The following is a 24,096-nucleotide window of genomic DNA, read 5'->3' as shown; positions in this document are numbered from 1 at the left end:
TCACAGAACACCTGCGCGAGGAGATCTCCCGCCATGGCCGCTGACACCACCGAGACGGCCGCACCGGGCCGGGAGACCGGCGACTCCCTCGCACACATCGAGGCCGGACTTGACGCGCTGGAAACATCGGCGGAACCGGAGACCGGCAGACTGCGGAGCGTGGCCGCCTCCGCGATCCCCCCGCTCGTCGCCGTCGTGCTGATCCTCGCCGTCTGGCAGGCGCTGTACGCGGCGAAGTTCTGGCCGGACTGGAAGCTGCCCGGGCCCTCTCAGGTGTTCAGCTCCCTGAAAGACGCCTACAGCAACGGCGACGTGTGGCCCGCGGTCCGGCACAGCATCAGCCACGGCGCGGTCGGGTTCGGCGCGTCGGTGGCGATCGGCACCCCGCTGGGCCTGCTGGTCGGCCGGATCAAGGCGGTCAGGGCGGGCATCGGTCCGATCCTGTCGGGTCTGCAGTCGCTGCCCTCGGTGGCGTGGGTGCCCCCGGCGCTGATGTTCTTCGGACCGACGCCGGCGATGCTCTACACGGTCGTCCTGCTCGGAGCGGTGCCGTCGATCGCCGTCGGCGTGGTCTCAGGACTCGACCAGGTGCCGCCGCTGTACCTGCGCGTCGGGCGCAACCTCGGCGCGCGGGGGCTGGCCTCCGTCCGCCACGTCCTGCTGCCCGCCGCGCTGCCCGGCTACCTCGCCGGGCTGCGCCAGGGCTGGGCGTTCGCGTGGCGTTCGCTGCTGGCGGCCGAGATCATCGTCCAGTCCGCCAGCCTCGGCCACTCCCTGGGCTTCCTGTTGAAGAACGCCCAGGACACCAACGACATGGCCGGCGCCTTCGCGGCCATCGTGCTCATCCTGGCCGTCGGCGTCGCGGTCAACCAGCTGCTGTTCGTGCCGCTGGAGCGGCGCGTGCTCAGGGCGAGGGGGTTGGCGTGAACCAGGCACGGGCGATGCTGGCCGTCGCACACGGGAGCCGGGACCCGCGGCACCGCGAGGCGGTCGAGGCACTGGTGGACGCGGTCCGCGAGCAGCGGCCGGAGCTGCGGGTCGAGGCCGCCTTCCTCGACCACTGCGGCCCGACCGCGGCGCGGGCCCTCCACGGTCTGGTCCGGGACGGGTACCAGCACGTGAAAGTGGTGCCGCTGCTCCTGAACACCGCCTTCCACGTGCGGCAGGACATCCCGGCGGCCGTCCGGTCCGCACACGGGGAGTTGCCGCGGCGGTGGCGGTCGACGGTGACCGAGCCGGTGCTGACCGCGCCGCTCGGGCCGCACCCGCTGCTGCTGGCCGGGATGGAGCGGCGGCTGCGGGAGGCCGGCGTGTGGCCCGGCGACGAGGAGGCGTCGGTGGTGCTGGCGTGGGCCGGATCCTCGGACCGCAAGGCGGCCGCGGTCGTCGACGAGGTGGCCCGGTACTGGCAGGACAGCGGCTGGGAGCGCGTGCTCGCGGTGCCGGCGGTCGGGGACCAGGCGGGCGACGCGGTGCGGAGCCTGCGCCGGCAGGGCGCGCGGCGGGTCGTCGTGGCGCCGTACTTCCTGGCGCCGGGGCTGCTGGCCGACCGGATCCGGGACTCGGCGCTGCGAGCCGGGGCGGACGCCGTCGCCGCGGAGCTGGGAGCCGCGCCCGAGGTGGCGGCGACGGTGCTGGCCCGGTTCGACGGGTCGGTGGCGGCGTGCCGGCTGATGGCGGCGGCCTGACGGAATCACCGCGCGGGCTCGGCGGTTGCACGCATGCGAACCCTTGGGACCTTTGAAAGGATTCCTGCATGCGCGCAATCGTCGTCAGTGAGCTCGGTAACCCAGACGTCCTGCAGCTGTCGGAGGTGAACGCTCCGAAGCCGGGCCCCGGAGAGCTCCTCGTGGAGGTCGGCGCGGCCGGCGTGAACTTCATCGAGACCTACCAGCGGAGCGGTCTGTACCAGATGAAGCTGCCGTACACGCCGGGCGCCGAGGCCGCCGGGCACGTGCTGGCGGTCGGCGCGGGGGTCACCGACTTCCAGCCCGGGGACCGGGTGGCGACCTCCGACGGCTGGGGCAGCTACGCCGAACAGATGATCGTGGCGGCCGACCGGGCGGTGCCCGTGCCGGACGGCGTGGACGTCGAGACCGCGGCGGCGGCGATGCTCCAGGGGATGACCGCGCACTACCTGACGCAGAGCACGTACCCGGTCAAGGCCGGCGAGACCGCGCTCGTGCACGCCGCGGCCGGCGGCATGGGGCTGCTGCTGGTCCAGCTGGTGAAGGCGGCGGGCGCCAAGGTGATCGGCACGGTGTCCAGCGAGGCGAAGGCCAAGCTCGCCACCGAGGCCGGGGCCGACGAGATCATCCGGTACGACCAGTTCGAGGGCGACGAGCTCGCCGCCGAGGTGCTCCGGCGCAACGGCGGGCAGGGCGTGCACGTGGTCTACGACGGCGTCGGCGCCTCCACGTTCGAGGCGTCGCTGGGCTCGCTGCGTCCGCGCGGCATGCTGGTGAGCTTCGGGAACGCCTCCGGCCCGGTGCCCCCGGTGGCCCCGCTGCGGTTGTCCCAGGGCGGGTCGCTGTTCCTGACCCGGCCGACGCTGACCAACTACATCGCCGCGCGACAGGAGCTGGAGTGGCGGGCCGGGGACGTGTTCCGGTGGATCCAGGACGGGACGGTCAGCATCCGGGTGGGGGCGAAGTACCCGCTCGGGGAGGCGTCGCAGGCGCACCGGGATCTGGAGGCGCGGAAGACGACGGGGAAGTTGCTGCTGATTCCGTAGGCTGCTGATTCCATAGGGCTGCTCGTTTCCTGCCCTGCCCTGCCCTGCCCTGCTCAGGCTCCGGCGGGAAACAGGTGCGGCTCGGTCGGCGTCTCCGCTGAAAGCGGCGTGTCCGGAAGGTCCCGGACCCGCCGAAGCGGTGACAGCAGCAGCACCACGCCCGCGAGCGGCACCCCGGCGGTGGTGATCCAGATCGCCGCCGGGATGCCCAGCAGCGTGCCGAGCGTGCCGCCGAGCAGGGCCCCGAGCGGCAGCGTGCCGTAGTTGACGAACGAGGCGCTGGCGCTCAGGCGGCCGAGCAGGCGCGGCGGGCAGTAGCCCTGCAGGAAGCCGCTCTTGAGGACGTTGCCCGCCACGACGCCGGCCCCGACGCAGAACGCGCCGACGGGGTAGCAGAGGACGCCGACGCCGAGCGTGGTCAGCGGGATGAACAGGGCCGGCAGGGCGAATCCGATCTCGAACAGCAGGGTCGCGCGCGCCGTCCCGATCCGCGCCGCCACCCGGCGGGCCAGGAAGGCGCCGAGCACGCCACCGGTGCCGGCCGCCGCCACGAGCAGGCCGACGGCGCCCTTGCCCAGGCCGACGTGCCGGATCAGGAACACCGGCAGGATCGACTGGTAGGCCATCAACGCCAGGTTCGAGGCGGCCCCGAACAACGTCAGGCTCCGGATCCACGGATCGCGGCCGACCAGGCGCAGGCCCTCGGCGATCTCCCGGCGCATCACCCGTTCGGCCGGCTCCGGACGCGCCTCCTTCGTCCGGATCGACACGAGGCAGAGCACGGAGACGACGAAGGTCGAGGCGTTGACGAACAGCACGTGCAAGCCACCGAGCACCTGGGTGAGCAGCCCGCCGCCCCCGGCCCCGACGATCTGCGCGGCCGAGGCGCTTCCGTGCAGCTTGGCGTTGCCCTCGGCGAGATCCTCGGGCGCCACCAGAGACGGCAGGTAGGCGCGGTAGGCGGTCTGGTAGAACACCGAGGCGGCACCGAGCAGCAGCGTGACGGCGAGCAGATATCCGATCCCGCCGCCGACCAGCGGCACGCTGGCGAGCAGGGTGAGGGAGGCCAGCGCCGAGGCCAGCATGACCGGCCGGTGGCGGGTCCGGTCGACCCAGACGCCGACCGGCAGGGCTATCAGCAGCCAGGGAAGCCAGGCGAACATACTGAGCAGGCTGACCGCGAAGGTACCGGCATGCAGCGTGGAAATGGCCAGCAGGGGGACGCCGACGCTCGTCACCGAGGTGCCGAACTGATCGGCGACGTCGCCGACGTAGAAGAGGCGGAAGTCGCGATGGCGCAGCAGAAGGCTGCGGGACGGGTTTTCGGGCATGGTGGGATGACCCCCTTGCGAACAGGCCTGCCGCAGGCGACGGCAGTGGTGGAACGGACTGGCGTGCGGTCAGCCCGCGGAGCGCGGGAAGGACTGGATCTGCACCGTCACCGGCAGACCGTCTGGGTTCTGCGGCCCGTCTGCGTAGCGGTTGACGAGGGCGAGCAACTCCCGGTTGAGCTCAGCGAGCTGCTCCGGAGCCAGCCGCAGGTCCTGCCAGTCGGACAGCGTCGAGGCACGCTGCCATTCGGAGCTCCACGACTCGGACAAGAAGCGCCCCGCCCGCTCGAAGCAATGGCGGAGGATCTCCCCCATGTAGACGTTCAGCGCGGCGACCTCCTCCGGAACGTCCCCGGGATCGAGCTGGTGCCGGTCGTCCACCGTCCGCCACCAACGTTCCCGCTTGGTCCCCCGCTCGACGTCCTCCTCGATGAACCCGTGCTCGGCCAGGTGCCGCAGGTGCCAGCTCAACGTGCCGGTGCTCTCGCCGAGGCGCTGCGCCAGCGTCGTCGAGGTAGCCGGTCCGTCGGCCTTGAGCGCGTCCAGGATGCTCATCCGCAGCGGGTGGGCCAGGGCACGGAGGGAGCGGGCATCCAGACGGCGGACGGATTTCTCGGGCATGGTGACACCCTACATATTGCAGAGTGTTCTCTGCAAAGAGTTCTCTGGAAGTTATCGAGACCAGCAACGAAGGGTGGGACATGAACGAGCCCCGAGAACTGGCGCGCGGACTCCCGCGGGCCTACCCAGCCGCCCTGCCGAACCTCCGGCCCGGCTGACCTCCCGCCTCATCAAGCTTCTGATACATCACATGCAGCCCGACGTACCCGTGCGTCGGGCTCTTGAACGCCTCAGGTACGGTGCCGACGATCTCGAAGCCGATCGCCTGCCACAGGTGCACCGCGCGGGCGTTGCTCGCCGCGACCGCGTTGAACTGCATCGCGCGGTAGCCCTGCTCGCGGGCCCAGGCCAGGGTGTACTCGCCGAGGGCGCGGCCGACGCCGCGTCCGGACGCCGCCGGGTCCACCATGTAGCTCGCGGTGGCGACATGAGCGCCCGGGCCGGGGCGGTTGGGGCCCATCTTCGCGGTCCCCAGGACGCGGCCGGAGTCGTCGACCGCGACCACGGTCAGGCCCGGCGGCTGCTCCATCCACATCGCGTGGCCCTCTTCCTCGGAGGGGTCGAAGGGATAGACGAACGTCTCCCCCTCGGCGCAGATAGTGCGGAAGAAGGGCCAGATGTGCAGCCAGTCGTCGGCCGTCGCCTCACGGATCTTCATACCGCCGCAGCGTAGCGGGGGTCAGGAGCTGAGGACTCGCGCCTTCTCCACGTCGATGTCGTAGTCCGCCGGCGGCCACTTGGGGTCGATCCGCTCGAGGGTCTCGATGAGCAGGTTGGTGATGGCGAAGTTCCGGTACCACTTGCGGTCGGCCGGGATCACGTACCACGGCGCCGTCACGGTCGAGGTCAGGTTGATCGCGGCCTCGTACGCCTCCTGGTACGCCGGCCACAGCTTGCGCTCGTCGACGTCGCCCTTGTTGTACTTCCACAGCTTCGTGGGGTCGTCCAGCCGGGCCAGCAGCCGCTCCTTCTGCTCGTCGCGGCTGATGTGCAGGAAGCACTTCACGATCGTCGTGCCCTGGTCGGCGAGTTCTTGTTCGAACTCGTTGATCAGGCCGTAGCGCGGCTCCCACTGCTCGCGCGGCACCAGGTCGCGGACCCGGACGATGAGCACGTCCTCGTAATGGCTGCGGTCGAACACACCGATCTGGCCGGCACCCGGCAGGGCCTTGCGGACGCGCCAGAGGAAGTCATGGGACAGCTCCTCCTCGGTCGGCGCCTTGAAGGAGGTGATGTGCACGCCGCCGGGGTCCATCACGCCGGTGACGTGCTTGACGGTGCCGCCCTTGCCCGAAGTGTCCATGCCCTGAAGCACCAGCAGAACGCTGTTCCGGGCCGGCTCGCTGCCGCCGCGGGCCTGGGCGAACAGCTTCTCCTGCAAGTTCGCCAGGCGCTCCCCGAGTTCCGGCAGCGCCTTCAGGGCGTCGTCCTTCGAAGAAACGCCCGGATGCGCGTCCGTGGAGAGCTTGGTCAGGTTGACCGGAGATTCGGGGGCCCGCAGCCGGTCCATAAACGACTTCGCCATGTACGAAGCGTGCCATCGGGCTGGCCGCCGCGCACGTCCTCGCAGCGGTTCAGCGTACGGCTCAGAGCGCTCAGAGTGCGCAGAGTGCGCAGAGTGCTCAGACGGCGGCGGCCGGCGTGGTGGCCTCGGCGAGCGCGACCCCGTCCCGCGCCAGCGCGGTGATCCGGGAGATCGCGCGCAGGTACTTCTTGCGGTAGCCGCCGCGCAGGAGCTCCGGAGTGAACAGCTCGCCGAGCGGCGTGCCGGAGGCGACCACCGGGACCTTGCGGTCGTACAGCCGGTCTATGAGCACGACCAGGCGCAGGGCGACGTTCTGGTCGTCCAGCGGCCGCACGCCGGTCATCCCGACCGCGCTGACGCCGTCGATCAGGGCGCCGTAGCGGCTCGGGTGGACGGCGGCGAGCTCCTCGGCCAGACCGTCGAAGGTGTCCAGGGTGGCGCCCTCGCGCTCGTCGACGGTGCGGCGGACGGCGTCGTCGGCGACCGGCGCCGGCGGGGTCGGCAGATCGCGGTGCCGGTAGTCCGGCCCGTCGACGCGGATCACTTCGAAGCGGGCCGACAGCGCCTGGATCTCGCGCAGGAAGTCGGTGGCGGCGAAGCGGCCCTCACCGAGCTTGTCCGGCAGCGTGTTCGAGGTCGCGGCCAGTTTCACGCCGCGGTCGGAGAGCCGGGTGAGCAGCGTGGAGACCAGGACGGTGTCTCCGGGGTCGTCGAGCTCGAACTCGTCGATGCAGACCAGCGCGAAGTCGGACAGACGCTCCACGGCGGCGGCGAAGCCCAGGGCGCCGACCAAGCTCGTGTACTCGACGAAGGTTCCGTACGCCTTGAGCTCGCGGGGCGCCGGCGCCTCATGCCAGAGCGAGGCGAGCAGGTGGGTCTTGCCGACCCCGAACCCGCCGTCCAGATAGACACCGCCGACGCTGGGAGCGGCCGCCTTCTTCCGGAACAGCCCGCCGCTCTTCTTCGGCGCGGCGGCGACGGCCGCCGTGAAGGTCTCCAGCCGGTCGCGGGCGGCGGACTGGCTGGGCTCGGCAGGGTTCGGGACGTACGAGGAGAACCGCACCTGATCGAACCGCGGAGGCGGGACCAGGTCGGCGATCAAGCGGTCCGCGCCGACGACAGGGCGGCGGCCGACGAGGGTCGCGGCGGGCGCGGAGACTATCGGAGCAGACGTCGGCACCCTTCCAATCTCCCAGCTCCGCACGGGTGTCCAGAGCCATGCGGAGCGTGGAATTGATCACATGTGAAGCCGATCACATTTCCCTTGCGGAGCCGGACGGAGCTTGCGGGTGAGCAGCACGTGTCAGGAGTCGTTTGTTGTGATTCGCTGGTCCCATGTATCAACTGCTGCCGCCCTCGCGCCGTAACCGCCAGGTCGACCTGGCCGAGGTCTACGCCTACCCGGGCGGGGCCCGGCGCTGGGTCCGGGCCAACATGGTCGCGAGCGTGGACGGAGCGGCCACCGCGGACGGGAAGTCCGAGGGCATCTCCGGCGAGGCGGACAAGCGGATCTTCGGAGTACTGCGAGCGCTGGCCGACGTGGTCCTGGTCGGCGCCGGGACGGTCCGCGCCGAGCACTACCGGCCGGCCAAGGTCCGGGACCAGTACCAGGCCGCTCGCGCCGCCGCGGGTCAGGCGCCGACCGCCGCGATAGCCGTGGTCTCCGGGCTGCTGGACCTGGACTGGTCGCTGCCGCTGTTCGCCGAGCCGGCGGTGCAGACGATCGTGCTGACGTCGGAGGCCGCGCCTCCCGAACAGGTGGAGGCGGCGACCGCGGCCGGGGTGGAGGTGATCGCGGCCGGAGCCGGCTACGTGGACCTGGGCCTGGCGGTCGACCGGCTCGCCGAGCGCGGGCTCGGGCGGATCCTGTGCGAGGGCGGGCCGCACCTGCTGGCGCAGCTCGCGGCGGCCGAGCGACTCGACGAGTTGTGCCTGTCGGTGTCTCCCCAGCTCCGCGGAGGCGACTCGATGCGGATCCTGGCCGGGCCGGATCTTACGGGGGGATTACCGCTGATCCTGCACACGCTGCTGACGGAAGACGGATTCCTCTTCAGCCGTTATCTAGTAGGAACGCTGAGCACGGCGAAGAAGGGTGAATCTGATGGTGGAGAAGGTTGAGCGGACCGACGCGGAGTGGCGCTCGCTGCTGACGCCGATGGAGTACGCGGTGCTGCGCGAGGCGGGTACGGAGAGGCCCTGGAGCGGGGAGTACGTGTCCACGCACACCGAGGGGACGTACCACTGTCGAGCGTGTGACGCGCCGTTGTTCCGGTCGCAGGCGAAGTACGACTCGCACTGCGGCTGGCCGTCGTTCTACGAGCCGCAGGAGGGCGACGCGGTGACCCTGCTCGAGGACCGGAGTCACGGGATGGTCCGGACCGAGGTGCGGTGCGCGGCGTGCGGATCGCACCTGGGGCACGTGTTCGACGACGGTCCGGTGGACCACGGCGGGCAGCGGTACTGCATCAACTCGGTGTCGCTGAAGCTGGACGAGGACGCCGCCTAAGCGGCGTCGGCCTGGCCGGCGCTTCGGCGCCGGTGAGGTTCGAGGTCGTCAGGGGCCCGAGCGGGTCACCCCCGCTGCCACTTCACAGCCCCGGCGACCAGACCGAGCAGTGCCACCGCGGCGAGCAGCGCGGTGGCCGCCAGCGAGGTCGGCGGGATGGGGTGCAGGCCGGAGCGCAGCGGCGGCCAGGCGGTGAGCACGCGGGGATTGAGAAGTGCCGAGAGCACGGGGGTGTCGCGCAGGGACTGCTCGGCGCGGGCGAGGCCGTCGCCGACGGCGGGCAGTTCGGTCACCAGACGGCCCGCGGCGAGCGGCGTCCCGACCACCACGAAGGCGGCAGCCACCAGCACGGAGGCGTGATACCAGCTGGTGAGCCAGCCGACGGCGAGGCCGAGGAGCCCGGCCGCGGTCGCCGCGGCGGCCGCGGGGGCGACGCCCTGGAGCACGGGGTCGGCGGCGGCGCCGTCCGGAATCAGAGTGCGGTCACCGGCGTAGGCCCAGGCGAGCGCGAGAGCGTAGCCGAGGGCGGCGGCCAGAGCGACGAGTGCGCCGGTGAGCGCGGACAGCAGGATGGTGAACGTGGACTTGGCCAGCGTCAGCCACGCCCGCCGCGGCACCACGGCGAGGGTGACGTAGCGCATCCTGTAGTGCCGCTCGTGCCCGGAAGCGGAAGCGCCGATCACCACGGCGGCCACAAGCGCCGGCAACGTCCCGGCCAACCGGAACATCGCCACCACCCGCTCCGCCGCCCCGGCCGAAACGGCCAGAGCGGCCGCCACGCCGAGACCGGCCGCCACAGCGGCCGCCACCATCGGCACCCGCCGAGTAGCCCGCAGGCTCCCCAACCGACGCAGCTCGTACCGGAACGCAGCGATCATGCGGACGCTTCCTGCTCTGCCGAGGCCGCCTCGACGACCGAATCCTGCTGTTGCTGCTGCACCGCCCGCGCCGCCACCGCACGCCACGGGGTCATGCCCTCAGGCTCGACCGGCCGCTCAGGCGCCGCCGCCACAGTGAAGGGCACCGCGGGCTGCGCCGGCGCGGAGGTCGCCTCGACGACGACATCGGACTCCGGAGCATCGATTCCGCCGCCGTTCCAGCGGAAGGTGGCGACGGCGCGGTTGGCGGTGCTCTTGGCGGCTGCCGCAGGGGTCTGCGACTGCTCGGTGTCGGACGAATCCGGGTCGCTGATGCTCGTCGCCGTCGCCGTCGCCGTCGCCGTCGCCGTCGCCGTCGCGGTCGCCGTCTCCGGCGCCGTCTCCGTCTCCGGCGCCGTCGCGGTCGCCGCGGCCTGGGCCGGACCGGCGTCTGCCGGCACCGGGCCCCTGACACTCAACGTGCTGACCTGCGATTCATCAGCCCCGGCAGCAACCTGCACGGTCCCGGTCCCGGTCCCGGTCCCGGCCCCGGCTGAGACCTGATCGGTGGTCGCGGCCGTGGGAAGCTCCAGAGTCACCTCACCAGCGCCGGGCACGCCCGCCTGGACCCGCACCTCGGTGACGGCGACGGCGGTCTCGAGCGTCGACTCGACGACCTCGGCCTCCTCGATCTCGATCTCGATCGGCTTGGTGTCGGCGAGGAGCCGAACGCCGGAGTTCCACGAGGTGGCCGGGGCGACGTCGTCGATGCCGACGTGGTTGAGGCCGGGAAGGAGTTCCTTCTGGCGCGGGACGGGGCGGAGGCCGAAGACGTCGTCGTCATGGCCGATCTCGCTCAGTTCGTGGAGACAGATGCCGGCGAGGTGGGCGACTTCACCGATGCGGGCGCGGTCCAGGCCGCGGACCTGAAGGGCACCGGGGCCGGCGGCGGAGAGGCGGGCACCCTCGGTCTCCAGGGCGGCGGCCAGGCGGGCGGCCTGAGGGCTGCGCACCTGGACCACGGTGGCGCGGTGTTCGTCGAAGACCTCGGCGGCGGAGCGGCTGGCGATGACGCGGCTGACGCCGTCCTCTTCGTCACGGCGGAGAATGACCACATGGTCGGCGGTGCCGGCCAGGGAATCGGGGTCGGTCGCGGCGACCAGGACCGTGCGACCCTGGGCGGCGTAGGCACGGATCAGGGCGTGGAACCACGACATGCCGTGGGCATCCAGGGCGTACGGCTCGTCCACGATCAGGGCCGAGGGGTCGCCGATCAGCGCAGCGGCGATGGCCAGCCGCTCACGCTGGCCCGGGTCCAGGCGGCCACAGCGCACCGTGGCCTGCGTGGACAGGCCCGCGACTTCGAGCACTTCCGCGATCCGCGCCTTCGGCACCCCACCGGCCGCCGAGTAGAGCTGAAGATGGGCCTGCACGGTACGCCCGGGGTGCACGGCGTCGGGGTTCAGGGCCAGACCCACCTCCCGAACCGCGGGACGCAACGCGCGATACGGACGTCCGCCGAACAGGGTGCGACCGTCGGCGGGCTCGAGTTCGACCATCATCCGCAGCACCGCGGACTTCCCCGACCCCGCCGCCCCGAGCAGCGCCGTCACCTGGCCCGGATAGACGTCGAACGACACCTTGTCCACCGGCCCGCCGCCCGGGCCGCGCGATCGGCGGGTACTGCTCAGCTCGATCGCCTCGATCACCGCGACTCCTCATCCTCCGGGGCCCGTACTGCCGCACGACGTCTGCCGTTACCGACGATCTCCACCAGTCCGATCACCGTCCGCGACACCGCTGTCCGCTACGGTAGCCTTGATCACTCACGAGACGCGGGCTAATCACCGTGAAGAGTGATGAAGTGTCGCAGGCACCTCGCTACCCCCTGGTTCTGGACAACCGCCCACGGGCGTGCGCACGATGAGAAGACCCCCACCTGTGAGGAGGTCTGCGCCATGGGCCTCGCCCCCGCCGTCCCCCTTTCCACCGCCATCGCTGAGCACCTGGCGGCCACCGAAGGCGAGTACGGCCTGTACGCCGAGATCGTCGCCGCCGACCCGCGCCTGACCTTCGCGGTCGACTCCCTCATCCGCGAACACGCCGAACTCCGCAGCGCCATGAACCGCGACCTCTCGGAGAACCTCTCCGACTCCCAGCTCGCGGACCTGACCCGCCGCCTCGACCGCCACTGCCAGCGCGGCAACGATCTGGTCTACGAGGCCTACGTCGTCGATCTGGGCGGCGAGCACTAGAGCCGAGCGCCGAGCCGAGTTCCGCGAGCTGCGACCGGGCCGCGCTCAGGCTGCGGCTGAGCGGTGGCCGGTCTGTGGCCGGTCTGTGGCCGGTCCGCCCGGTCCGCGATCTGCCTCGGTCCGCGATCCGCCTCAGGCCGCCTCGCGCCGCGAGCCGCGCCTCGCGCCGCGAGCCGCGCCGCGATCCGCCGCGATCCGCCTCGGTCCGCCTCGGTCCGCCTCAGCCACAATCCGCCTCAGTCCACCTCGGCCCACTTCAGCACGCCTCAGTCACGCTTCAGTGCACTTCAGTGCACTTCAGTGCACTTCAGTGCACTTCAGTGCGTCTCAGTGCGTCTCAGTGCGTCTCAGTCCGTCGTCGGCCGCAGCATCGGCGGGTTCAGCAGCGTGGCGGTTCCGCGCCGGAACAACTGCGCAGGGCGCCCACCCTGCCGCGAGGTGGTACCGCCGGTCGGCACCAGGAAGCCGGGGGTACCGGTCACCTTCCGGTGGAAGTTCCGCGGGTCCAGCGGCACGCCCCAGACCGCCTCGTACACGTTGCGGAGCTCCCCCACGGTGAACTCCGGCGGGCAGAACGCCGCGGCCAGCGAGGAGTACTCGATCTTCGAACGCGCCCGCTCCACCCCGTCGGCCAGGATCCGGCCGTGGTCGAACGCCAGCCCCTCCGACCCGGGCAGCTCCGCGACCGGCAGCCACGCCGCCGCGCGCGCATCGCCCCCGGCCGACGGGAACGGCCGGCCCGCCACCCCCTGCTCCAGCGAGGTCAGCGGCGCCAGCGCCAGGTACGCCACGGACACCACCCGCATCCGCGGGTCGCGTCCGGGATCGCCGTAGCTCGCCAGCTGCTCCAGGTGCACACCGTGGTCCGGCACGCCCTGCGTGTCCTGCACCGCGACCTGCAGCCCGAGCCCGGTCTCCTCGGCCAGCTCGCGCACCGCCGCGTCGCCGAGGCTCTCGTCCGGCTTCACGAAGCCCCCGGGCAACGCCCACCGGTCCGCGAACGGCGCCTCGCCCCGCCGCACGGCCAGCACACTCAGCCCCTGCTCCCCGACGGTCAGCACCACCAGATCGACCGTCACCGCGAACGGCGGGTAGGCGGCCGGGTCATAAGGGGCGTCGAGGTCCTGTGGCATCCGCTCATCGTAGCGTGATGTCGTCAGGGTGACGAGAACTGGGGTCGGCCGACAGGGTAACGCCCGCGGCCAGTCCGTTAACAGCAGCCCCCCTCACCACAGCGGAGCTACGCTCGCATCATGGCGAATGAGGATCCTGAGTGGATCACCCTGACATGGTACGAAAACCTCCCGGGCTGCCCCTCCCCGCGCGCCACGATCGTCGATTGACTGCTCGACCACGGCATGGACTGGATGCCGCTCGGCGACGACGACATCCTCATCCACCTGACCTGCGGCAAGCGCGAGGACGGCCACTGGCACGGCTTCTTCTCGATCAAGATCCGCGCTGAAGCACTCCTCACCCACGGCCTGCACCCGGACCAGCCATGGTCCACGATCACGCAGACCCAACCGGCCTGGTGGCGAGCCGAGGCACGACGGCTGCTCCTCGGAGGAGGCCAGCACCGCCGCAGTCACCGCCACTGAGGCCAGCACCGCCGCAATCACCGCCACTAGTGCCTGGTCGTCGGCGTCGGCAGCGGCGTCGGCGTCGGCAGCGGCGTCGGCGTCGGCAGCGGCGTCGGCAGCGGCGTCGGCGTCGGCAGCGGCGTCGGCGTCGGCAGCGGCAGCGGCGTCGGCGTCGGCAGCGGCGTCGGCGTCGGCGTCGGCAGCGGCAGCGGCACAGCGGCCAGGCGCACCGGCGCCATCCCGGAGCCGGTGAACCGCCACGCCGCCACCTCGACCTCGGCGATCCGCACCGGAATCGGGGCGAAGGCCCGTCGCGCGGCGACCCACTCCACGACCGTCTGCGGCCGGCGGACCGGGGCGGCGAAGTGCAGCAGGTTGAGGTACCAGATGCTGCGCTGGAAGCCGAGCCCGTCCTCCAGCCACGCGTCCGGCCCCAGCGCCTCCGCGAAGGCGGCGGACAGCCGGTCCGGAGCGTCGTCGACCGGTAGCGCGCAGGCCATCACCGACAACCGGGTCAGCGTCAGGCCGACGACCTCGAAGGCCAGCGGACCGATCCCGGCCATCGCCTGGTGCAACGCTGCGGCATACCGCGCGACGCCGGGGTCGTCGGCAGGCACCGGTTCCACCCGCGGCTGCTCCAAGGCTCGCATCGTGAGGTGCGAGCTCTGGACGGCCCCGGTCAGCCAGTGGCCGTCGCCGGCCACCGCCGCGGCCGCCCGGGCCACCGCTTCGAGCGTCACCGCCGCTTCGGCGTCCGGCCGGAGCAGGGCGGACACGCCCCACCGCGACCCGCCGTCCTCGGGCGGCACCTCGATGCCGTGGGTTCCGGCCAGCACCGCTTCGGCGCCCTCCGCGAACAGCCGGTCGAAGGTGGCCCCGTTGTCGCGGCGCGGGATCGGAGGCGGTGTCACGCAGTGGTCTCCCTGGTCAGGACACGAGGACTCGGCGGAGGTGCCGAGCCGGCCCGGCCCCTCGCCGTTTCAGCAGTCTGCGCTCCTTCCTGAACGGGCGGCCAGATCAGTGGCGGAATTATTACGAACCCGAGAACCTCCCTTCCGGATGGTGGTGCGGCGTGACCTGCGGTGATGTCATGGGTACGTGGGTGAGGCATTCGACGTCCCGCGCGGCGTGACCGGCCGCGGCGGTGCTGGTGAAGGGCCCGACCGGCCGGATGGGGAAGGGCGGCCGGTCGGGCGGCGCGTCGTGTTCGGCGTCGTGGGCCTGGGGGCCGTGGGAGTGGTCGGCGGAGCCGCCGTGCAGCGGTTCCTGGCCGGCGTGGCACAACACGACCCGACAGGGTTGACCAACCTCCTTCCGCTGGGCAACGAGTGGCGTTTCTACACCGTGACCGGCGACGTGCCGAAGGCGGACCCGGCCACCTATCGGCTGGCGGTCACCGGGCTGGTGGACCGGCCGCAGAAGTTCTCGCTCACCGATCTGGCCGCGCTGCCGCAGACCGACATGGTGCGCGACTTCCAGTGCGTGACCGGGTGGCGGGTGCCGAAGGTGCCGTGGAGCGGCGTGCGGCTGCGCGACATGCTGGCGCTGGCCGGAGTACAGAGCTCGGCGAAGGCGCTGCGCTTCGTGTCCTTCGACGGGACCTACACCGAGTCGCTGACCCTGGACCAGGCGCAGAACCCGGACATGCTGATCGCGACGCGGATGCTGAACGGGGCGGTGAGCCACGACCACGGTGGGCCGGTACGGCTCTACGCGGCGCCGATGTACGGCTACAAGAGCATCAAGTGGCTGTCGGAGATCCAGGTGGTGGACTCGGTCCGTCCCGGATACTGGGAGAACTTCGGATACGACGTCGATGCGTGGGTGGGCAAGTCGAACGGCAGGACCGGCGATGTTCCGACGAGCTGAGGGCGGCGACGACGCCGGTACCGACACGGGCACCGCCGGCGGCGGGCGGATCGAACGCTTCACCCGTGCCGAGCGCCTGGTGCACCGGACGACCGCCACGCTGATGCTGACGCTGATCGCGACCGGAGCGGTCCTCTACCTGCCGTCGTTGTCGGTGCGGATCGGCCACCGTCAGGCCCTGGCCCTGATCCACCTCTACAGCGGCTGGAGCCTGCCCATCCCGATGGCGGCCGGGCTGCTGTCGCGGGCGTATCGGGCAGACGTACGGCGCCTGAGCCGGCACAACGACACCGACCGGACCTGGCTGAAGAAGCGGGCGTGGCGGGCGGAACGAGCTCGGGAACTGGCGCTGCCGGTGGGCAAGTTCAATGCCGGGCAGAAGTTGAACGCGGCGTTCCAATGCGGGGCGATCCTGGTGATGGTCGGGACCGGGACGTTGATGTGGTTCCCGCACCTGGTCGGGGTGTCGATGCGGACCGGCGCGACCTTCGTGCACGACTGGCTGGCGCTGGCGATCGGGTTCGTGGTGATCGGACACGTGTGGTTCGCAGTGAACGACCGGCAGGCGCGGGTCGGGATGCGGACCGGCTGGGTGACGCGGCGGTGGGCGGAGCAGGAGCACCGCGCGTGGGCGGCGGAAGTGGCGGCGGGCTCGGGCTCGGAGCCTGCTTCCGATTCCGGCCCCGACTCTGGCTCCGACACTGACGGCGAGGCGGAGGACCGCGCGGCCCGCCCGAAGGCGGGCGCGCGCGAAGCGGCAGGTGGCGCTGGGCATCAGGCGCGAGCCTGAGAGAGATGGTCGACCATCGCCGCGCACGCCGCGTGGCGATGGCTGACGACGACGCCCATGGCATCCACGGCCGGACGCAGATGGGCCAGCATGCGGCGGTCCTTGCCGACCAGGTAGGCCGCTCGCAGACAGGGTGTCCTCAGGGGCGCGGCGCTGGCCGCGGCGGGAAGCACGCGAGGGCGCATGGCCTCGGAGTCACCGCGCTGGTGACCCGTCGACGCCCAACGTGGGACGTCGGAGTCCGCACGGCCGCCGGGTGTCGTGGTGCTCACGTCCGCTGAGGAGTCCCCACCTCCGGACGTCCCGGTCGTGTCGGGACCGTCGACGTCACCCCCGACCCGAGGGCTGAGGTGGGAGCCGGGGAAGGATCCGACGACAGAACGGCTGTCATCGACCGGCACCGGCCCGGAGAACGCCATCGGCTCGGTGACCGGGAACTGCCACGGCGTGCACCGGTGGTGGTGCGGGAGGGTCAGGCAGCGCGGATCGACCGCCGCGTGCGGCGGGGTCAACGACCAGCCCGCGGTGGCCCAGGTCTGGAAGGTCACGGCACCCGGGTCCGGGAAGGTCAGGTGCGACGGGAGGTGGTGCCGGACGTGGACCCCCGGCGCCGGCGCCGGCGCGGCGGCGGAGGCCGTACTCGGCACCGTCGGGACCGCCAGCGCGGCCACGGCGAGGGCGAGACACGACGTGCTACGACGCGTCAGGCGCGGCAGCCGGGTCGCGCCGGGCTCACCGCCGGGACGAAGCAGGGCCTGTGCGGCGAGGCGACGGACGTCGCCCAGGTTGTGGGGCAGACGCCGCCGGGTACGCCGGTTCGGCGGCGTGCTCGGGGTGGCGACTTGCTCTATGCGGATGCTCATGGCACCTCCAGATCGGTGTCTACGGGGACGGATTCGGTCGAACGTTGAGAAGGAACGGGGACCGGAGCGGACTCCGGATCGGCGACGTCGGCATCGACGGGGACCTCACCGAACAGATCGCGCCGCGTATTGGCGGCGGACTCGCGCACACCCTCGCCATCGATGGCGTGATGCAGGCCGGCACGGATCAGCGAGGCGAACTTGTACTCGGGATCGATGGCCAGCGCCCGGTCGACCGCGCACTGCGCGACCGACGGCCGGCCGATCGCCCACGCCGCCCACGCTGCCAGCGCGTAGGGGGCGAGGCGAAGCTCAGGATGCGGCGCCCGCCGCGCCAACTCGGTGCACAGCCGCAGCAACCGCCCCGCGGAATCCTCGGTCGCAGCCGCGCAGGCGAGGTAGTCGCGCACGCGCCAGTTGAGGAGGGCGATCAGCAGCTGCGCCGCCTCCGCATCGCTGATCGGCGGCGCGTCCGCGTCGGGTGCGAAGTCCTCCACGGGGGCGCCGAGGGCAGGAATGCGGTTGGCGCGGCGACCGGAGCGGGCCGCGGGGATGGCGGCGGCAGTGTCGACGGAGACGGTGGCGGCTGCGCCGCGGCCAGCGGAGCGGGAGGGCTCGGCCGCGGCAATGCGGGCGCGGGCACGGGTGGTGGCGGGGGCAGGGGCCGGCGCGAAGCCGTCGGTGGAGGCACTTGGCGCGGGGGCTTCGGAGGTGGCGCCGGTGTCGACGGAGACGGTGACTGTTGCGCCTCGGCGTGCGGAGCGGGAGGGCTCGGCCGCAGCGATGCGGACGCGGCTAGTGCCGGGCGCGGAGGGGTCGGCAGGAGCGCCTAGTGCGGGGACACGGTTGGTCCGACGAGAGGACGGGACCGCGGAGGTGCTAGAGGCGATGTCGACGGGGCCAGTGGAGGTGATGGCGGCGTCACGTCGGGCAGAGCGGGGGGAACCAGCTGCGGTATTGGGCTCGCGGGTGGTCGTGGAGGCGGAGGACCCACGCTCGGCGGAGGAGGCGCCGCTGCGAAGGGACGTGGTCCGGGCGGCGGGATCCGACGACTCGGAGCGCACCGCGGTGGTGGCTGAGATGCGTCGACCTGCGCGGGGAGACTCGGCGCCCGTTCGGGAGCGGCGGGTGGTGGCTGAGTCGGCGTGGGAGAGGCCGTTCTCAGTCGTCACCGGGACCGTGTCCGCGACGCCGTGGGGTGCCCGGGACACGGCAGGTGAGTCAGCAGTCGACGTGTCGCAGTCGGCCGCGGCCGGAACCGTGGCCGTGGCGGTGATGCGCCGGCGAGCGGAACGCGGTGACTCGGCGGCGGCTGTTCGGGCCCGTGCGGCGGGGGCGAAAGCTGCGGCGCTGATCGTGGCGGTGGTCGTGAGGCGGCGCGGAGTGGTGCGGGCGGCGGTGACGCGGGCGGGTGTGCCGCGGTCCGCGGTGGCGCGGTCCACGGTGCTGCGGTGGGTGGCCGGGGCGGGTGCCGGGTGGGGGCCCGCTTCGCCGCAGCGGAGGAGGAGGGTGTCCATCAGACGGCGGGCGTCGGCGAGGCCGGCGTCGGTGTCGTACCACGTGGGGTCGAGGTGTTCGGCGGCTGCGGCGGTGCGGGCCAGGACGTCGGGCGGGTAGGGGGCGAGGGTGGCGTCGAGGGCTTCGCGGCTGGGGTAGACGGTGTGGCCGCGGGTGGTGAGGGCGGTGGTCAGGCCCGGGGGTGCCTCGGCGGGGACTACGGTGCCGGCGGTGGGGCAGCAGCGGGGGTTGCGGCACATGTAGGACCACCAGCGGCCGTTGCAGGTGTAGAGGGCGTCGACGACGGTGACGCGTTCCTCGGTGGGGGCGGCCTCGATCTGGGCGCGGAAGGCGGCCATGAGTTTGCGGCAGTGGTCGGGGCGGGCCTTGGCGCCGGTGGCGCCGCGGGGGCCGAACGCGACCAGGATGGCGATCTCGGCCTCGTGGTCGCGGAGGCGGGCGGCGAGCTCCAGCGCCGCGGTGCGTTCCTGGCCGCGAACCTGGTCCAGGTCGATGCGGACGCCGTGGCGGATGTAGCGGCCGCCGCCGGCCGAGCGGCCGATGCCGAGGATGACCAGGCTGTTGTCCGGGTGGAAGCCGAAGAGGAGCGGGATCGAGGCCACGACCGAGCCCGGGGACGCGAGACGGACCGTGCCGGGGGTGGCACCGGCGCTGCCGCCGTCGAGACCGCCGGCGTCGACGCCCCCTGAGGGGGTGCCGCCGGGATCAGGGGCGGTGAGAGGCGCCGAGGCGGGGGCAGATGCCGGGGTGGGACCCGCGTCGGAATCCGGCGCAGGGGCGACGCGGCTGTCGAGACCCGTCGCGCCGGGATCGGTGCCGAGGCGGGAGTCGCGGTCGCTGTCGACGCGGTCACTGTCGACGCGATCGGTGCCGACGCGATCGGTGTCGCTCCCGCCGCTGTCGGCGCTGCCGGAACCGCTCGCGGGGGCGGGGATGGAAGCACAGCCGCTGTCAGTCTCGCCGGAGGACGAAGAGCCGCCGAGGTGGGGCGCGGGACCTCGACCGGCATCCTCGGACATGACCGGGCCGGGGTCGCCGGCGGGAGGCGGCGGGGGGCCGGCCGGGCTCGGGGCCGGGGGGCCGGGCGGATGAGGGCTGACGGTCTCCGGGTGGCCGGCGGTGGGGGCGCCGGGCTCGGGGGCCGTGGTGAGGTCGTGATCCATGACGGATACTGTGCCGAGTGGTGGGCACTGAGTGCGACCGTGACATGACTGTCTGTGGATAAAGGGGGGGTGTGGATAACTTGTATCCCTCTAATGGTCTAATGCGCACGCTTGGGGTGGGGGGTGCGGTTGGGGAAGACGTCGGGTTGATCTCAGCGCTTTCTCAACCGGGCGGGGCAGAATGCGGCCATGCACATCCTCGTGGTGGACGACGACCAGGCGGTCCGGGACTCGCTGCGCCGCTCGCTGGCCTTCAACGGCTATGAGGTGGAGCTCGCGGCAGACGGGTTGCAGGCGCTGGAGGCGATCGCGAAGCGGCGGCCGGACGCCGTGGTGCTCGACGTCATGATGCCGAGGCTGGACGGGCTGGAGACGTGCCGTCGGCTCCGCTCGGCGGGTGAAGACCTGCCGGTGCTGCTGCTCACCGCGCGGGACGCGGTGCCGGATCGGGTCGCGGGCCTGGACGCCGGGGCCGACGACTACCTGCCCAAGCCCTTCGCCCTCGAGGAGCTGCTGGCCCGGCTGCGCGCGCTGCTGCGCCGCACCCAGGGCACGCTCGCCGACCAGTCGGACGCCCCGCTGGCCTTCGCCGACCTCACCCTGGACCCGGCCACCCGGGAGGTGACGCGGGCCGGCAAGCCGGTGCGCCTCACGCGGACCGAGTTCAACCTGCTGGAGCTGCTGATGAGGCACCCCCGGCAGGTGCTGACCCGTGCGCAGATCCTGGAGGAGGTCTGGGGCTACGACTTCCCGACCACCGCCAACTCGCTGGAGGTCTACGTCGGCTACCTGCGCCGCAAGACCGAGGCCGAGAACCTGCCGCGGCTGATCCACACGGTCCGAGGGGTGGGTTATTCGCTGCGTGAGACGGCCCCGTGAACCCTTTCGCCGAAGCTGAGCGGCACGACCACGAGGGGCGTCCCGGACCGTACGAGCGCCTGCGCGCCCGGATAACCGAGCTGATGTCGCACGTCCCGCTGCGCACCCGGATCACGGCGCTGGTCATGGTGGCGGTGGGCGTGAGCGTGGCGCTGGCCTCGATGGCGGCGTTCGTGACGGTCCGCAACCAGATCCTGAGCCAGACCGACACGACGTTGTACAACCACGCGAGCCAGGCCGCCCAGATGGTCCAGGGCCAGGTGGAGGAAGCCCGGCGGTATCAGCAGCCGCTCCTGCAGTTCGACCTGCCGACCTACAGCGACACCAAGGTGGTCGTCTTCAACAGCGACGACCAGGTGTACGTGGTGAAGGACAGCCCTCCGATGTTCAAGCCGTCCGAGGCGGACCTCCAGGTGGCCCTCAATGGAGAAGGCACCGCGTTCCGGACGGTGAAGCTCGCCGACGGGACCCGGGTCCGCATGGTGACCGTGCCAGTGGCGCAGAACGCGGCATTCCCCGGGGAACACCAGGGCGTCCTCCTCGCCGAGTCCACCCACGACACCCAGCAGACCCTCGGACGCCTCACCCTGGTCTCCATCCTGGTCGGCATCGCCGGGATCGCGGTCGCGGGCAGCGCCGGCATCACCGTCGGCCGCACCGGCCTGCGGCCGGTCGACCGGCTCACCGAGGCGACCGAGTACGTCGCGAGGACCGGCGACCTGCGGCCGATCGAGGTGCAGGGCACTGACGAGCTCGCACGGCTGGCCACCAGCTTCAACGCGATGCTGACCGCCTTGGCCCGCTCGCAAGAGCACCAGCGGCGCCTGATCGCCGACGCCGGGCACGAGCTCCGCACCCCGCTGACCTCGATGCGCACCAACATCGACCTGCTGGCGCAGGTCTTCGGGCCGGGGGCGGAGCCCGGTGCCGAGGGTCCCGGGAGCGGCCGGATCAGCGACGCCGACCGCGCCGAGCTCATCGCGGACGTGCGCGCCCAGATGGAGGAGCTCTCGGTCCTGGTCGGCGACCTGGTCGAGCTCTCCCGCGACGCCACGCCGCAGGCCGCGCCGGAGCCGGTGAACCTCGCCGACGTGGTGCGGCAGGCCGTGGACCGGGTCCGGCGCCGGGCCCCGCATCTGAAGTTCGACATCCAGGTCGAGCCCTGGTTCCTGGAGGGCGATCCGGCGACGCTGGAGCGTGCCGTGACGAACCTGCTGGACAACGCCGCCAAGTGGAGCCCGGAGGACGGGACGGTCACGGTGCGCCTGACCGACGGCCTGCTCCAGGTCTCCGACGAGGGGCCGGGCATCGCCGACGCCGACCTGCCGCACGTCTTCGAGCGCTTCTACCGCTCCCCCGAGGCCCGCACCATGCCGGGCTCCGGGCTGGGCCTCGCGATCGTGCGGCAGGCCGCTGAGAACCACGGCGGCCGGGTCGCGGCGGCGCGGGCCCCGAGCGGCGGCGCGTTGCTGGGGCTGTGGCTGCCCGGACACCCGACCGAAGAGGCGGCGGCCGAGACCGACCCGCCGCCCCCGGCCGCGTGATCGTCGCGCGCCCCTGAGAAGGTCAACACCTTGAGCATCCGTGCCGCGCGCGACGCCGTGACGTGCCGAACATGTCACAGACGTCCACGACGGCATAAGGTCGGAACCCAGGAGCGCACCCGCGGCGACGCGGCACTCCTGGGTGTCTTTTCGGTCACCTCTTGACCAGGTCTCAGCAGCTCTTAAGGTGAACAGGCGAAGCTCCTCGACATGAACGAACCCTCGAGCAACGCAGGCGGCGTCGGCGGCCTGGGCGAAAACGGTGCCGGCGAGGCCGCGCACCAGGACGTGCGCGACACCTTCGGCGCGAACCCCGCCACGTCCGGCGGCTCCGGGGCTCAGGACCCCAACGCCACGACGGCGTCCTTCCCGGCCGGCGACGGTGCGGACCCCCTGGCCGGTGCGACGGCCCCCACACCGGCTGCGGCCGACCAGCCGACGCTGATCCAGCCGGCCGACGAGCAGACGCTGGTGCAGCCGGCGGTCCAGGCGGCGCAGCCGGACCCGGCCGCGGGGCAGGGCGCTCCGGCGACGCAGGCCGCGCAGGCGCAGGCGGCGCCAGTCCCGCCGGCCCAGCCCGGCCAGCCTGCCCAGCCCGCCCAGCCGACTCAGCCCGGCCAGCCGACGCCGCCCGGCCAGCCGACTCAGCCCGGCGCCGCCTTCGGCCAGGCCGCCCAGCAGCACACCGCGCAGCAGCCCGGGAACGGCAACGGCACCCACCTCGGCCCCGGCCCGACCCCTCCGCCGAACTGGGCCGCGCCCTCCGACGCTCAGACTTTCCCGCCCTACATGCCCCCCGGCTCGCAGGAGAAGCGCTCCGCGTCCGGCGCCAGCAAGATGCTGGTCGCGGTGGCCCTGGTCGCGGGCCTGATCGGCGGCGGCATCGGCACCGCGGTCACCTACGCGGTCAAGGACAGCGGCACTGCGTCCGCGTCGCCCACGTCGAGCGGCCGCGCCCCGCTGAACACCAACAACACCGCGCTGAACACCCCCGGCAGCGTCACCCAGGTGGCCTCGTCGGTCATGCCCAGCGTGGTCGACATCCAGGTCAGCACCTCGGACGGCAGCGGCGACGAGGGCACCGGCATCATCTACAGCTCCGACGGCCTGATCGTCACCAACAACCACGTGGTGGCCGCGGCGGCCGCCGGCAACAGCAACAGCAACAGCAACCAGCAGCAGAACAACAACCCGTTCGGCGGCGACCAGGGCAACAACGGCTCCACCAAGGGCACCGGCGGCCCGGCCACCATCACCGTCACGTTCAACGACGGCAAGACCGCCACCGCGCACGTGGTCGGGACCGAGCCGCTGGCCGACCTGGCCGTGATCAAGGCCGACGGCGTCTCCGGCCTGACCAAGGCCTCGTTCGCCGACTCCAAGAACCTGGCGGTGGGCCAGCAGGTGGTCGCCATCGGGTCGCCGCTCGGCCTGACCAGCACCGTCACCTCCGGCATCGTCAGCGCCCTGAACCGTCCGGTGCAGACCCAGGGCGACACCGGCCAGACCGTGGTGCTGGACGCGGTGCAGACCGACGCCGCGATCAACCCCGGCAACTCCGGCGGCCCGCTGACCGACATGCAGGGCAACGTCATCGGCATCAACTCGGCGATCGCCTCCAACAGCAAGTCCGGCGGACTCGGCGGCAGCAGCGAGCAGGCCGGCTCCATCGGCCTGGGCTTCGCGATCCCGATCAGCGAGGCGCTGCCGATCGTCGACGCCCTGGCCAAGGGCCAGCCGGCGCAGATCGCCTCGCTGGGCGTGCAGCAGTCCGGCAACGGCGACACCACCACCCGTACCACCAAGGGCTACAAGGTGGAGCAGGTGCCCTCCGGCGGGCCGGCCGACAAGGCGGGCCTGAAGTCCGGCGACGTGATCACCAAGATCGGCGACCGGCTGGTGTACTCCTACGCCGACGTGGCCGCCGCGGTGCGCTCGCACCGGCCGAACGACACGATCCCGGTCACCTTCACCCGTGACGGCAGCTCCAACACCGTCAACGTGACCCTGGGCGTGCTCAAGGTGCCGACCGCCCCGGCCCAGTAGGGGCGGTAAGAA

General features: G+C 72.3%; 23 protein-coding genes. 12 read left to right on the top strand and 11 right to left on the bottom strand.

What is annotated here, in order from left to right; genetic code table 11:
* Positions 1 to 33 precede the first annotated feature (33 nt).
* The 3 genes from ABD466_RS39395 to ABD466_RS39385 all read left to right on the top strand — a co-directional run bounded on the left by ABD466_RS39395 (position 34) and on the right by ABD466_RS39385 (position 2,734).
* Positions 34 to 927, top strand: a complete 894-nt coding sequence (locus tag ABD466_RS39395) for an ABC transporter permease (protein WP_344662399.1) — start codon at positions 34 to 36, stop codon at positions 925 to 927.
* Positions 924 to 1,688: a sirohydrochlorin chelatase gene (locus ABD466_RS39390; protein WP_344662398.1), complete on the top strand. Its 765-nt coding sequence runs from the start codon at positions 924 to 926 to the stop codon at positions 1,686 to 1,688. Before ABD466_RS39395 ends, ABD466_RS39390 begins: the two co-directional genes overlap by 4 nt.
* Positions 1,689 to 1,756: 68 nt before the next feature.
* On the top strand, positions 1,757 to 2,734 hold the full coding sequence (locus ABD466_RS39385; RefSeq protein WP_344662397.1) for a quinone oxidoreductase family protein: 978 nt from the start codon (positions 1,757 to 1,759) through the stop codon (positions 2,732 to 2,734).
* 53 nt (positions 2,735 to 2,787) lie between these two features.
* On the opposite strand, the gene ABD466_RS39380 is transcribed toward ABD466_RS39385, so the two are convergent.
* The 5 genes from ABD466_RS39380 to zapE all read right to left on the bottom strand — a co-directional run bounded on the left by ABD466_RS39380 (position 2,788) and on the right by zapE (position 7,391).
* Positions 2,788 to 4,065 (bottom strand): MFS transporter, encoded by a 1,278-nt coding sequence (locus ABD466_RS39380; RefSeq protein WP_344662396.1) that lies wholly within the window; start codon positions 4,063 to 4,065, stop codon positions 2,788 to 2,790.
* Positions 4,066 to 4,134: 69 nt separating this feature from the next.
* A complete protein-coding gene (locus ABD466_RS39375; RefSeq protein ID WP_344662395.1) occupies positions 4,135 to 4,686 on the bottom strand; it encodes a winged helix-turn-helix domain-containing protein in 552 nt (183 codons plus the stop codon).
* Between the two features lie 121 nt (positions 4,687 to 4,807).
* Positions 4,808 to 5,344 carry a GNAT family N-acetyltransferase gene (locus ABD466_RS39370; RefSeq protein ID WP_344662394.1) on the bottom strand — a complete coding sequence of 179 codons (537 nt, stop codon included), beginning with the start codon at positions 5,342 to 5,344 and terminating at the stop codon, positions 4,808 to 4,810.
* Positions 5,345 to 5,365: 21 nt separating this feature from the next.
* Positions 5,366 to 6,211 (bottom strand): polyphosphate kinase 2 family protein, encoded by an 846-nt coding sequence (locus tag ABD466_RS39365; RefSeq protein WP_344662393.1) that lies wholly within the window; start codon positions 6,209 to 6,211, stop codon positions 5,366 to 5,368.
* A gap of 97 nt (positions 6,212 to 6,308) precedes the next feature.
* Positions 6,309 to 7,391, bottom strand: coding sequence for a cell division protein ZapE (gene zapE / locus ABD466_RS39360; protein WP_344662392.1), 1,083 nt, complete (start codon positions 7,389 to 7,391; stop codon positions 6,309 to 6,311).
* A gap of 155 nt (positions 7,392 to 7,546) precedes the next feature.
* Here zapE and ABD466_RS39355 point away from each other — a divergent pair, with 155 nt between their 5' ends.
* Together ABD466_RS39355 and msrB are read left to right on the top strand one after the other, a co-directional pair.
* Positions 7,547 to 8,329 carry a pyrimidine reductase family protein gene (locus ABD466_RS39355; protein ID WP_344662391.1) on the top strand — a complete coding sequence of 261 codons (783 nt, stop codon included), beginning with the start codon at positions 7,547 to 7,549 and terminating at the stop codon, positions 8,327 to 8,329.
* Positions 8,313 to 8,717, top strand: coding sequence for a peptide-methionine (R)-S-oxide reductase MsrB (gene msrB, locus ABD466_RS39350; RefSeq protein WP_344662390.1), 405 nt, complete (start codon positions 8,313 to 8,315; stop codon positions 8,715 to 8,717). Before ABD466_RS39355 ends, msrB begins: the two co-directional genes overlap by 17 nt.
* A 65-nt stretch (positions 8,718 to 8,782) precedes the next feature.
* Here the strand turns inward: msrB and ABD466_RS39345 are convergent, their stop codons facing one another.
* Complete coding sequence (locus tag ABD466_RS39345; protein ID WP_344662389.1) at positions 8,783 to 9,595, bottom strand: hypothetical protein; 813 nt, start codon at positions 9,593 to 9,595, stop codon at positions 8,783 to 8,785.
* Entirely contained in the window at positions 9,592 to 11,283 is a 1,692-nt protein-coding gene (locus ABD466_RS39340) for an ATP-binding cassette domain-containing protein (protein ID WP_344662388.1), read from the bottom strand. The genes ABD466_RS39345 and ABD466_RS39340 overlap by 4 nt, the downstream gene beginning before the upstream one ends.
* Positions 11,284 to 11,532: 249 nt before the next feature.
* Between ABD466_RS39340 and ABD466_RS39335 the strand changes: the two genes are divergently transcribed.
* Positions 11,533 to 11,829, top strand: a complete 297-nt coding sequence (locus ABD466_RS39335) for a hypothetical protein (RefSeq protein WP_344662387.1) — start codon at positions 11,533 to 11,535, stop codon at positions 11,827 to 11,829.
* 347 nt (positions 11,830 to 12,176) lie between these two features.
* Here the strand turns inward: ABD466_RS39335 and ABD466_RS39330 are convergent, their stop codons facing one another.
* On the bottom strand, positions 12,177 to 12,962 hold the full coding sequence (locus tag ABD466_RS39330; protein WP_344662386.1) for an NUDIX hydrolase: 786 nt from the start codon (positions 12,960 to 12,962) through the stop codon (positions 12,177 to 12,179).
* 225 nt (positions 12,963 to 13,187) lie between these two features.
* Between ABD466_RS39330 and ABD466_RS39325 the strand changes: the two genes are divergently transcribed.
* Positions 13,188 to 13,430, top strand: coding sequence for a hypothetical protein (locus ABD466_RS39325; protein WP_344662385.1), 243 nt, complete (start codon positions 13,188 to 13,190; stop codon positions 13,428 to 13,430).
* A gap of 26 nt (positions 13,431 to 13,456) precedes the next feature.
* Here the strand turns inward: ABD466_RS39325 and ABD466_RS39320 are convergent, their stop codons facing one another.
* Positions 13,457 to 14,323, bottom strand: coding sequence for a hypothetical protein (locus ABD466_RS39320; RefSeq protein ID WP_344662384.1), 867 nt, complete (start codon positions 14,321 to 14,323; stop codon positions 13,457 to 13,459).
* A gap of 187 nt (positions 14,324 to 14,510) precedes the next feature.
* Between ABD466_RS39320 and ABD466_RS39315 the strand changes: the two genes are divergently transcribed.
* A complete protein-coding gene (locus ABD466_RS39315; RefSeq protein WP_425558853.1) occupies positions 14,511 to 15,281 on the top strand; it encodes a molybdopterin-dependent oxidoreductase in 771 nt (256 codons plus the stop codon).
* Positions 15,265 to 16,071: a cytochrome b/b6 domain-containing protein gene (locus ABD466_RS39310; protein ID WP_344662383.1), complete on the top strand. Its 807-nt coding sequence runs from the start codon at positions 15,265 to 15,267 to the stop codon at positions 16,069 to 16,071. The genes ABD466_RS39315 and ABD466_RS39310 overlap by 17 nt, the downstream gene beginning before the upstream one ends.
* On the opposite strand, the gene ABD466_RS39305 is transcribed toward ABD466_RS39310, so the two are convergent.
* Together ABD466_RS39305 and ABD466_RS39300 are read right to left on the bottom strand one after the other, a co-directional pair.
* Complete coding sequence (locus ABD466_RS39305) at positions 16,056 to 16,934, bottom strand: hypothetical protein (protein WP_344662382.1); 879 nt, start codon at positions 16,932 to 16,934, stop codon at positions 16,056 to 16,058. The two genes, ABD466_RS39310 and ABD466_RS39305, sit on opposite strands and share 16 nt — an antisense overlap.
* On the bottom strand, positions 16,931 to 19,615 hold the full coding sequence (locus ABD466_RS39300) for a DUF4192 family protein (protein ID WP_344662381.1): 2,685 nt from the start codon (positions 19,613 to 19,615) through the stop codon (positions 16,931 to 16,933). Before ABD466_RS39300 ends, ABD466_RS39305 begins: the two co-directional genes overlap by 4 nt.
* 189 nt (positions 19,616 to 19,804) lie before the next feature.
* Between ABD466_RS39300 and ABD466_RS39295 the strand changes: the two genes are divergently transcribed.
* The 3 genes from ABD466_RS39295 to ABD466_RS39285 all read left to right on the top strand — a co-directional run bounded on the left by ABD466_RS39295 (position 19,805) and on the right by ABD466_RS39285 (position 24,084).
* Complete coding sequence (locus tag ABD466_RS39295) at positions 19,805 to 20,494, top strand: response regulator transcription factor (protein ID WP_344662380.1); 690 nt, start codon at positions 19,805 to 19,807, stop codon at positions 20,492 to 20,494.
* Entirely contained in the window at positions 20,491 to 22,038 is a 1,548-nt protein-coding gene (locus ABD466_RS39290) for an ATP-binding protein (RefSeq protein WP_344662379.1), read from the top strand. Before ABD466_RS39295 ends, ABD466_RS39290 begins: the two co-directional genes overlap by 4 nt.
* Before the next feature lie 210 nt (positions 22,039 to 22,248).
* Positions 22,249 to 24,084 (top strand): S1C family serine protease, encoded by a 1,836-nt coding sequence (locus tag ABD466_RS39285; RefSeq protein ID WP_344662378.1) that lies wholly within the window; start codon positions 22,249 to 22,251, stop codon positions 24,082 to 24,084.
* Positions 24,085 to 24,096: the final 12 nt, after the last annotated feature.

This window comes from Catenulispora subtropica (assembly GCF_039531675.1).
Classification (GTDB): domain Bacteria; phylum Actinomycetota; class Actinomycetes; order Streptomycetales; family Catenulisporaceae; genus Catenulispora; species Catenulispora subtropica.
Note: the sequence above shows the minus strand (reverse complement) of the source record. Positions and strands in the feature narration are given on the sequence as shown.

Excerpts from the sequence above, each read along its gene's own strand:
- ABD466_RS39375 (WP_344662395.1), bottom strand. The coding sequence starts at position 4,686 with ATGCCCGAGAAATCCGTCCGCCGTCTGGATGCCCGCTCCCTCCGTGCC.
- msrB (WP_344662390.1), top strand. The coding sequence starts at position 8,313 with ATGGTGGAGAAGGTTGAGCGGACCGACGCGGAGTGGCGCTCGCTGCTG.
- ABD466_RS39365 (WP_344662393.1), bottom strand. The coding sequence starts at position 6,211 with ATGGCGAAGTCGTTTATGGACCGGCTGCGGGCCCCCGAATCTCCGGTC.
- ABD466_RS39325 (WP_344662385.1), top strand. The coding sequence starts at position 13,188 with ATGGACTGGATGCCGCTCGGCGACGACGACATCCTCATCCACCTGACC.
- ABD466_RS39295 (WP_344662380.1), top strand. The coding sequence starts at position 19,805 with ATGCACATCCTCGTGGTGGACGACGACCAGGCGGTCCGGGACTCGCTG.
- ABD466_RS39335 (WP_344662387.1), top strand. The coding sequence starts at position 11,533 with ATGGGCCTCGCCCCCGCCGTCCCCCTTTCCACCGCCATCGCTGAGCAC.
- ABD466_RS39370 (WP_344662394.1), bottom strand. The coding sequence starts at position 5,344 with ATGAAGATCCGTGAGGCGACGGCCGACGACTGGCTGCACATCTGGCCC.
- ABD466_RS39380 (WP_344662396.1), bottom strand. The coding sequence starts at position 4,065 with ATGCCCGAAAACCCGTCCCGCAGCCTTCTGCTGCGCCATCGCGACTTC.
- ABD466_RS39330 (WP_344662386.1), bottom strand. The coding sequence starts at position 12,962 with ATGCCACAGGACCTCGACGCCCCTTATGACCCGGCCGCCTACCCGCCG.
- ABD466_RS39345 (WP_344662389.1), bottom strand. The coding sequence starts at position 9,595 with ATGATCGCTGCGTTCCGGTACGAGCTGCGTCGGTTGGGGAGCCTGCGG.
- ABD466_RS39395 (WP_344662399.1), top strand. The coding sequence starts at position 34 with ATGGCCGCTGACACCACCGAGACGGCCGCACCGGGCCGGGAGACCGGC.
- ABD466_RS39385 (WP_344662397.1), top strand. The coding sequence starts at position 1,757 with ATGCGCGCAATCGTCGTCAGTGAGCTCGGTAACCCAGACGTCCTGCAG.
- ABD466_RS39285 (WP_344662378.1), top strand. The coding sequence starts at position 22,249 with ATGAACGAACCCTCGAGCAACGCAGGCGGCGTCGGCGGCCTGGGCGAA.
- ABD466_RS39355 (WP_344662391.1), top strand. The coding sequence starts at position 7,547 with ATGTATCAACTGCTGCCGCCCTCGCGCCGTAACCGCCAGGTCGACCTG.
- ABD466_RS39310 (WP_344662383.1), top strand. The coding sequence starts at position 15,265 with ATGTTCCGACGAGCTGAGGGCGGCGACGACGCCGGTACCGACACGGGC.
- ABD466_RS39300 (WP_344662381.1), bottom strand. The coding sequence starts at position 19,615 with ATGGATCACGACCTCACCACGGCCCCCGAGCCCGGCGCCCCCACCGCC.
- ABD466_RS39305 (WP_344662382.1), bottom strand. The coding sequence starts at position 16,934 with ATGAGCATCCGCATAGAGCAAGTCGCCACCCCGAGCACGCCGCCGAAC.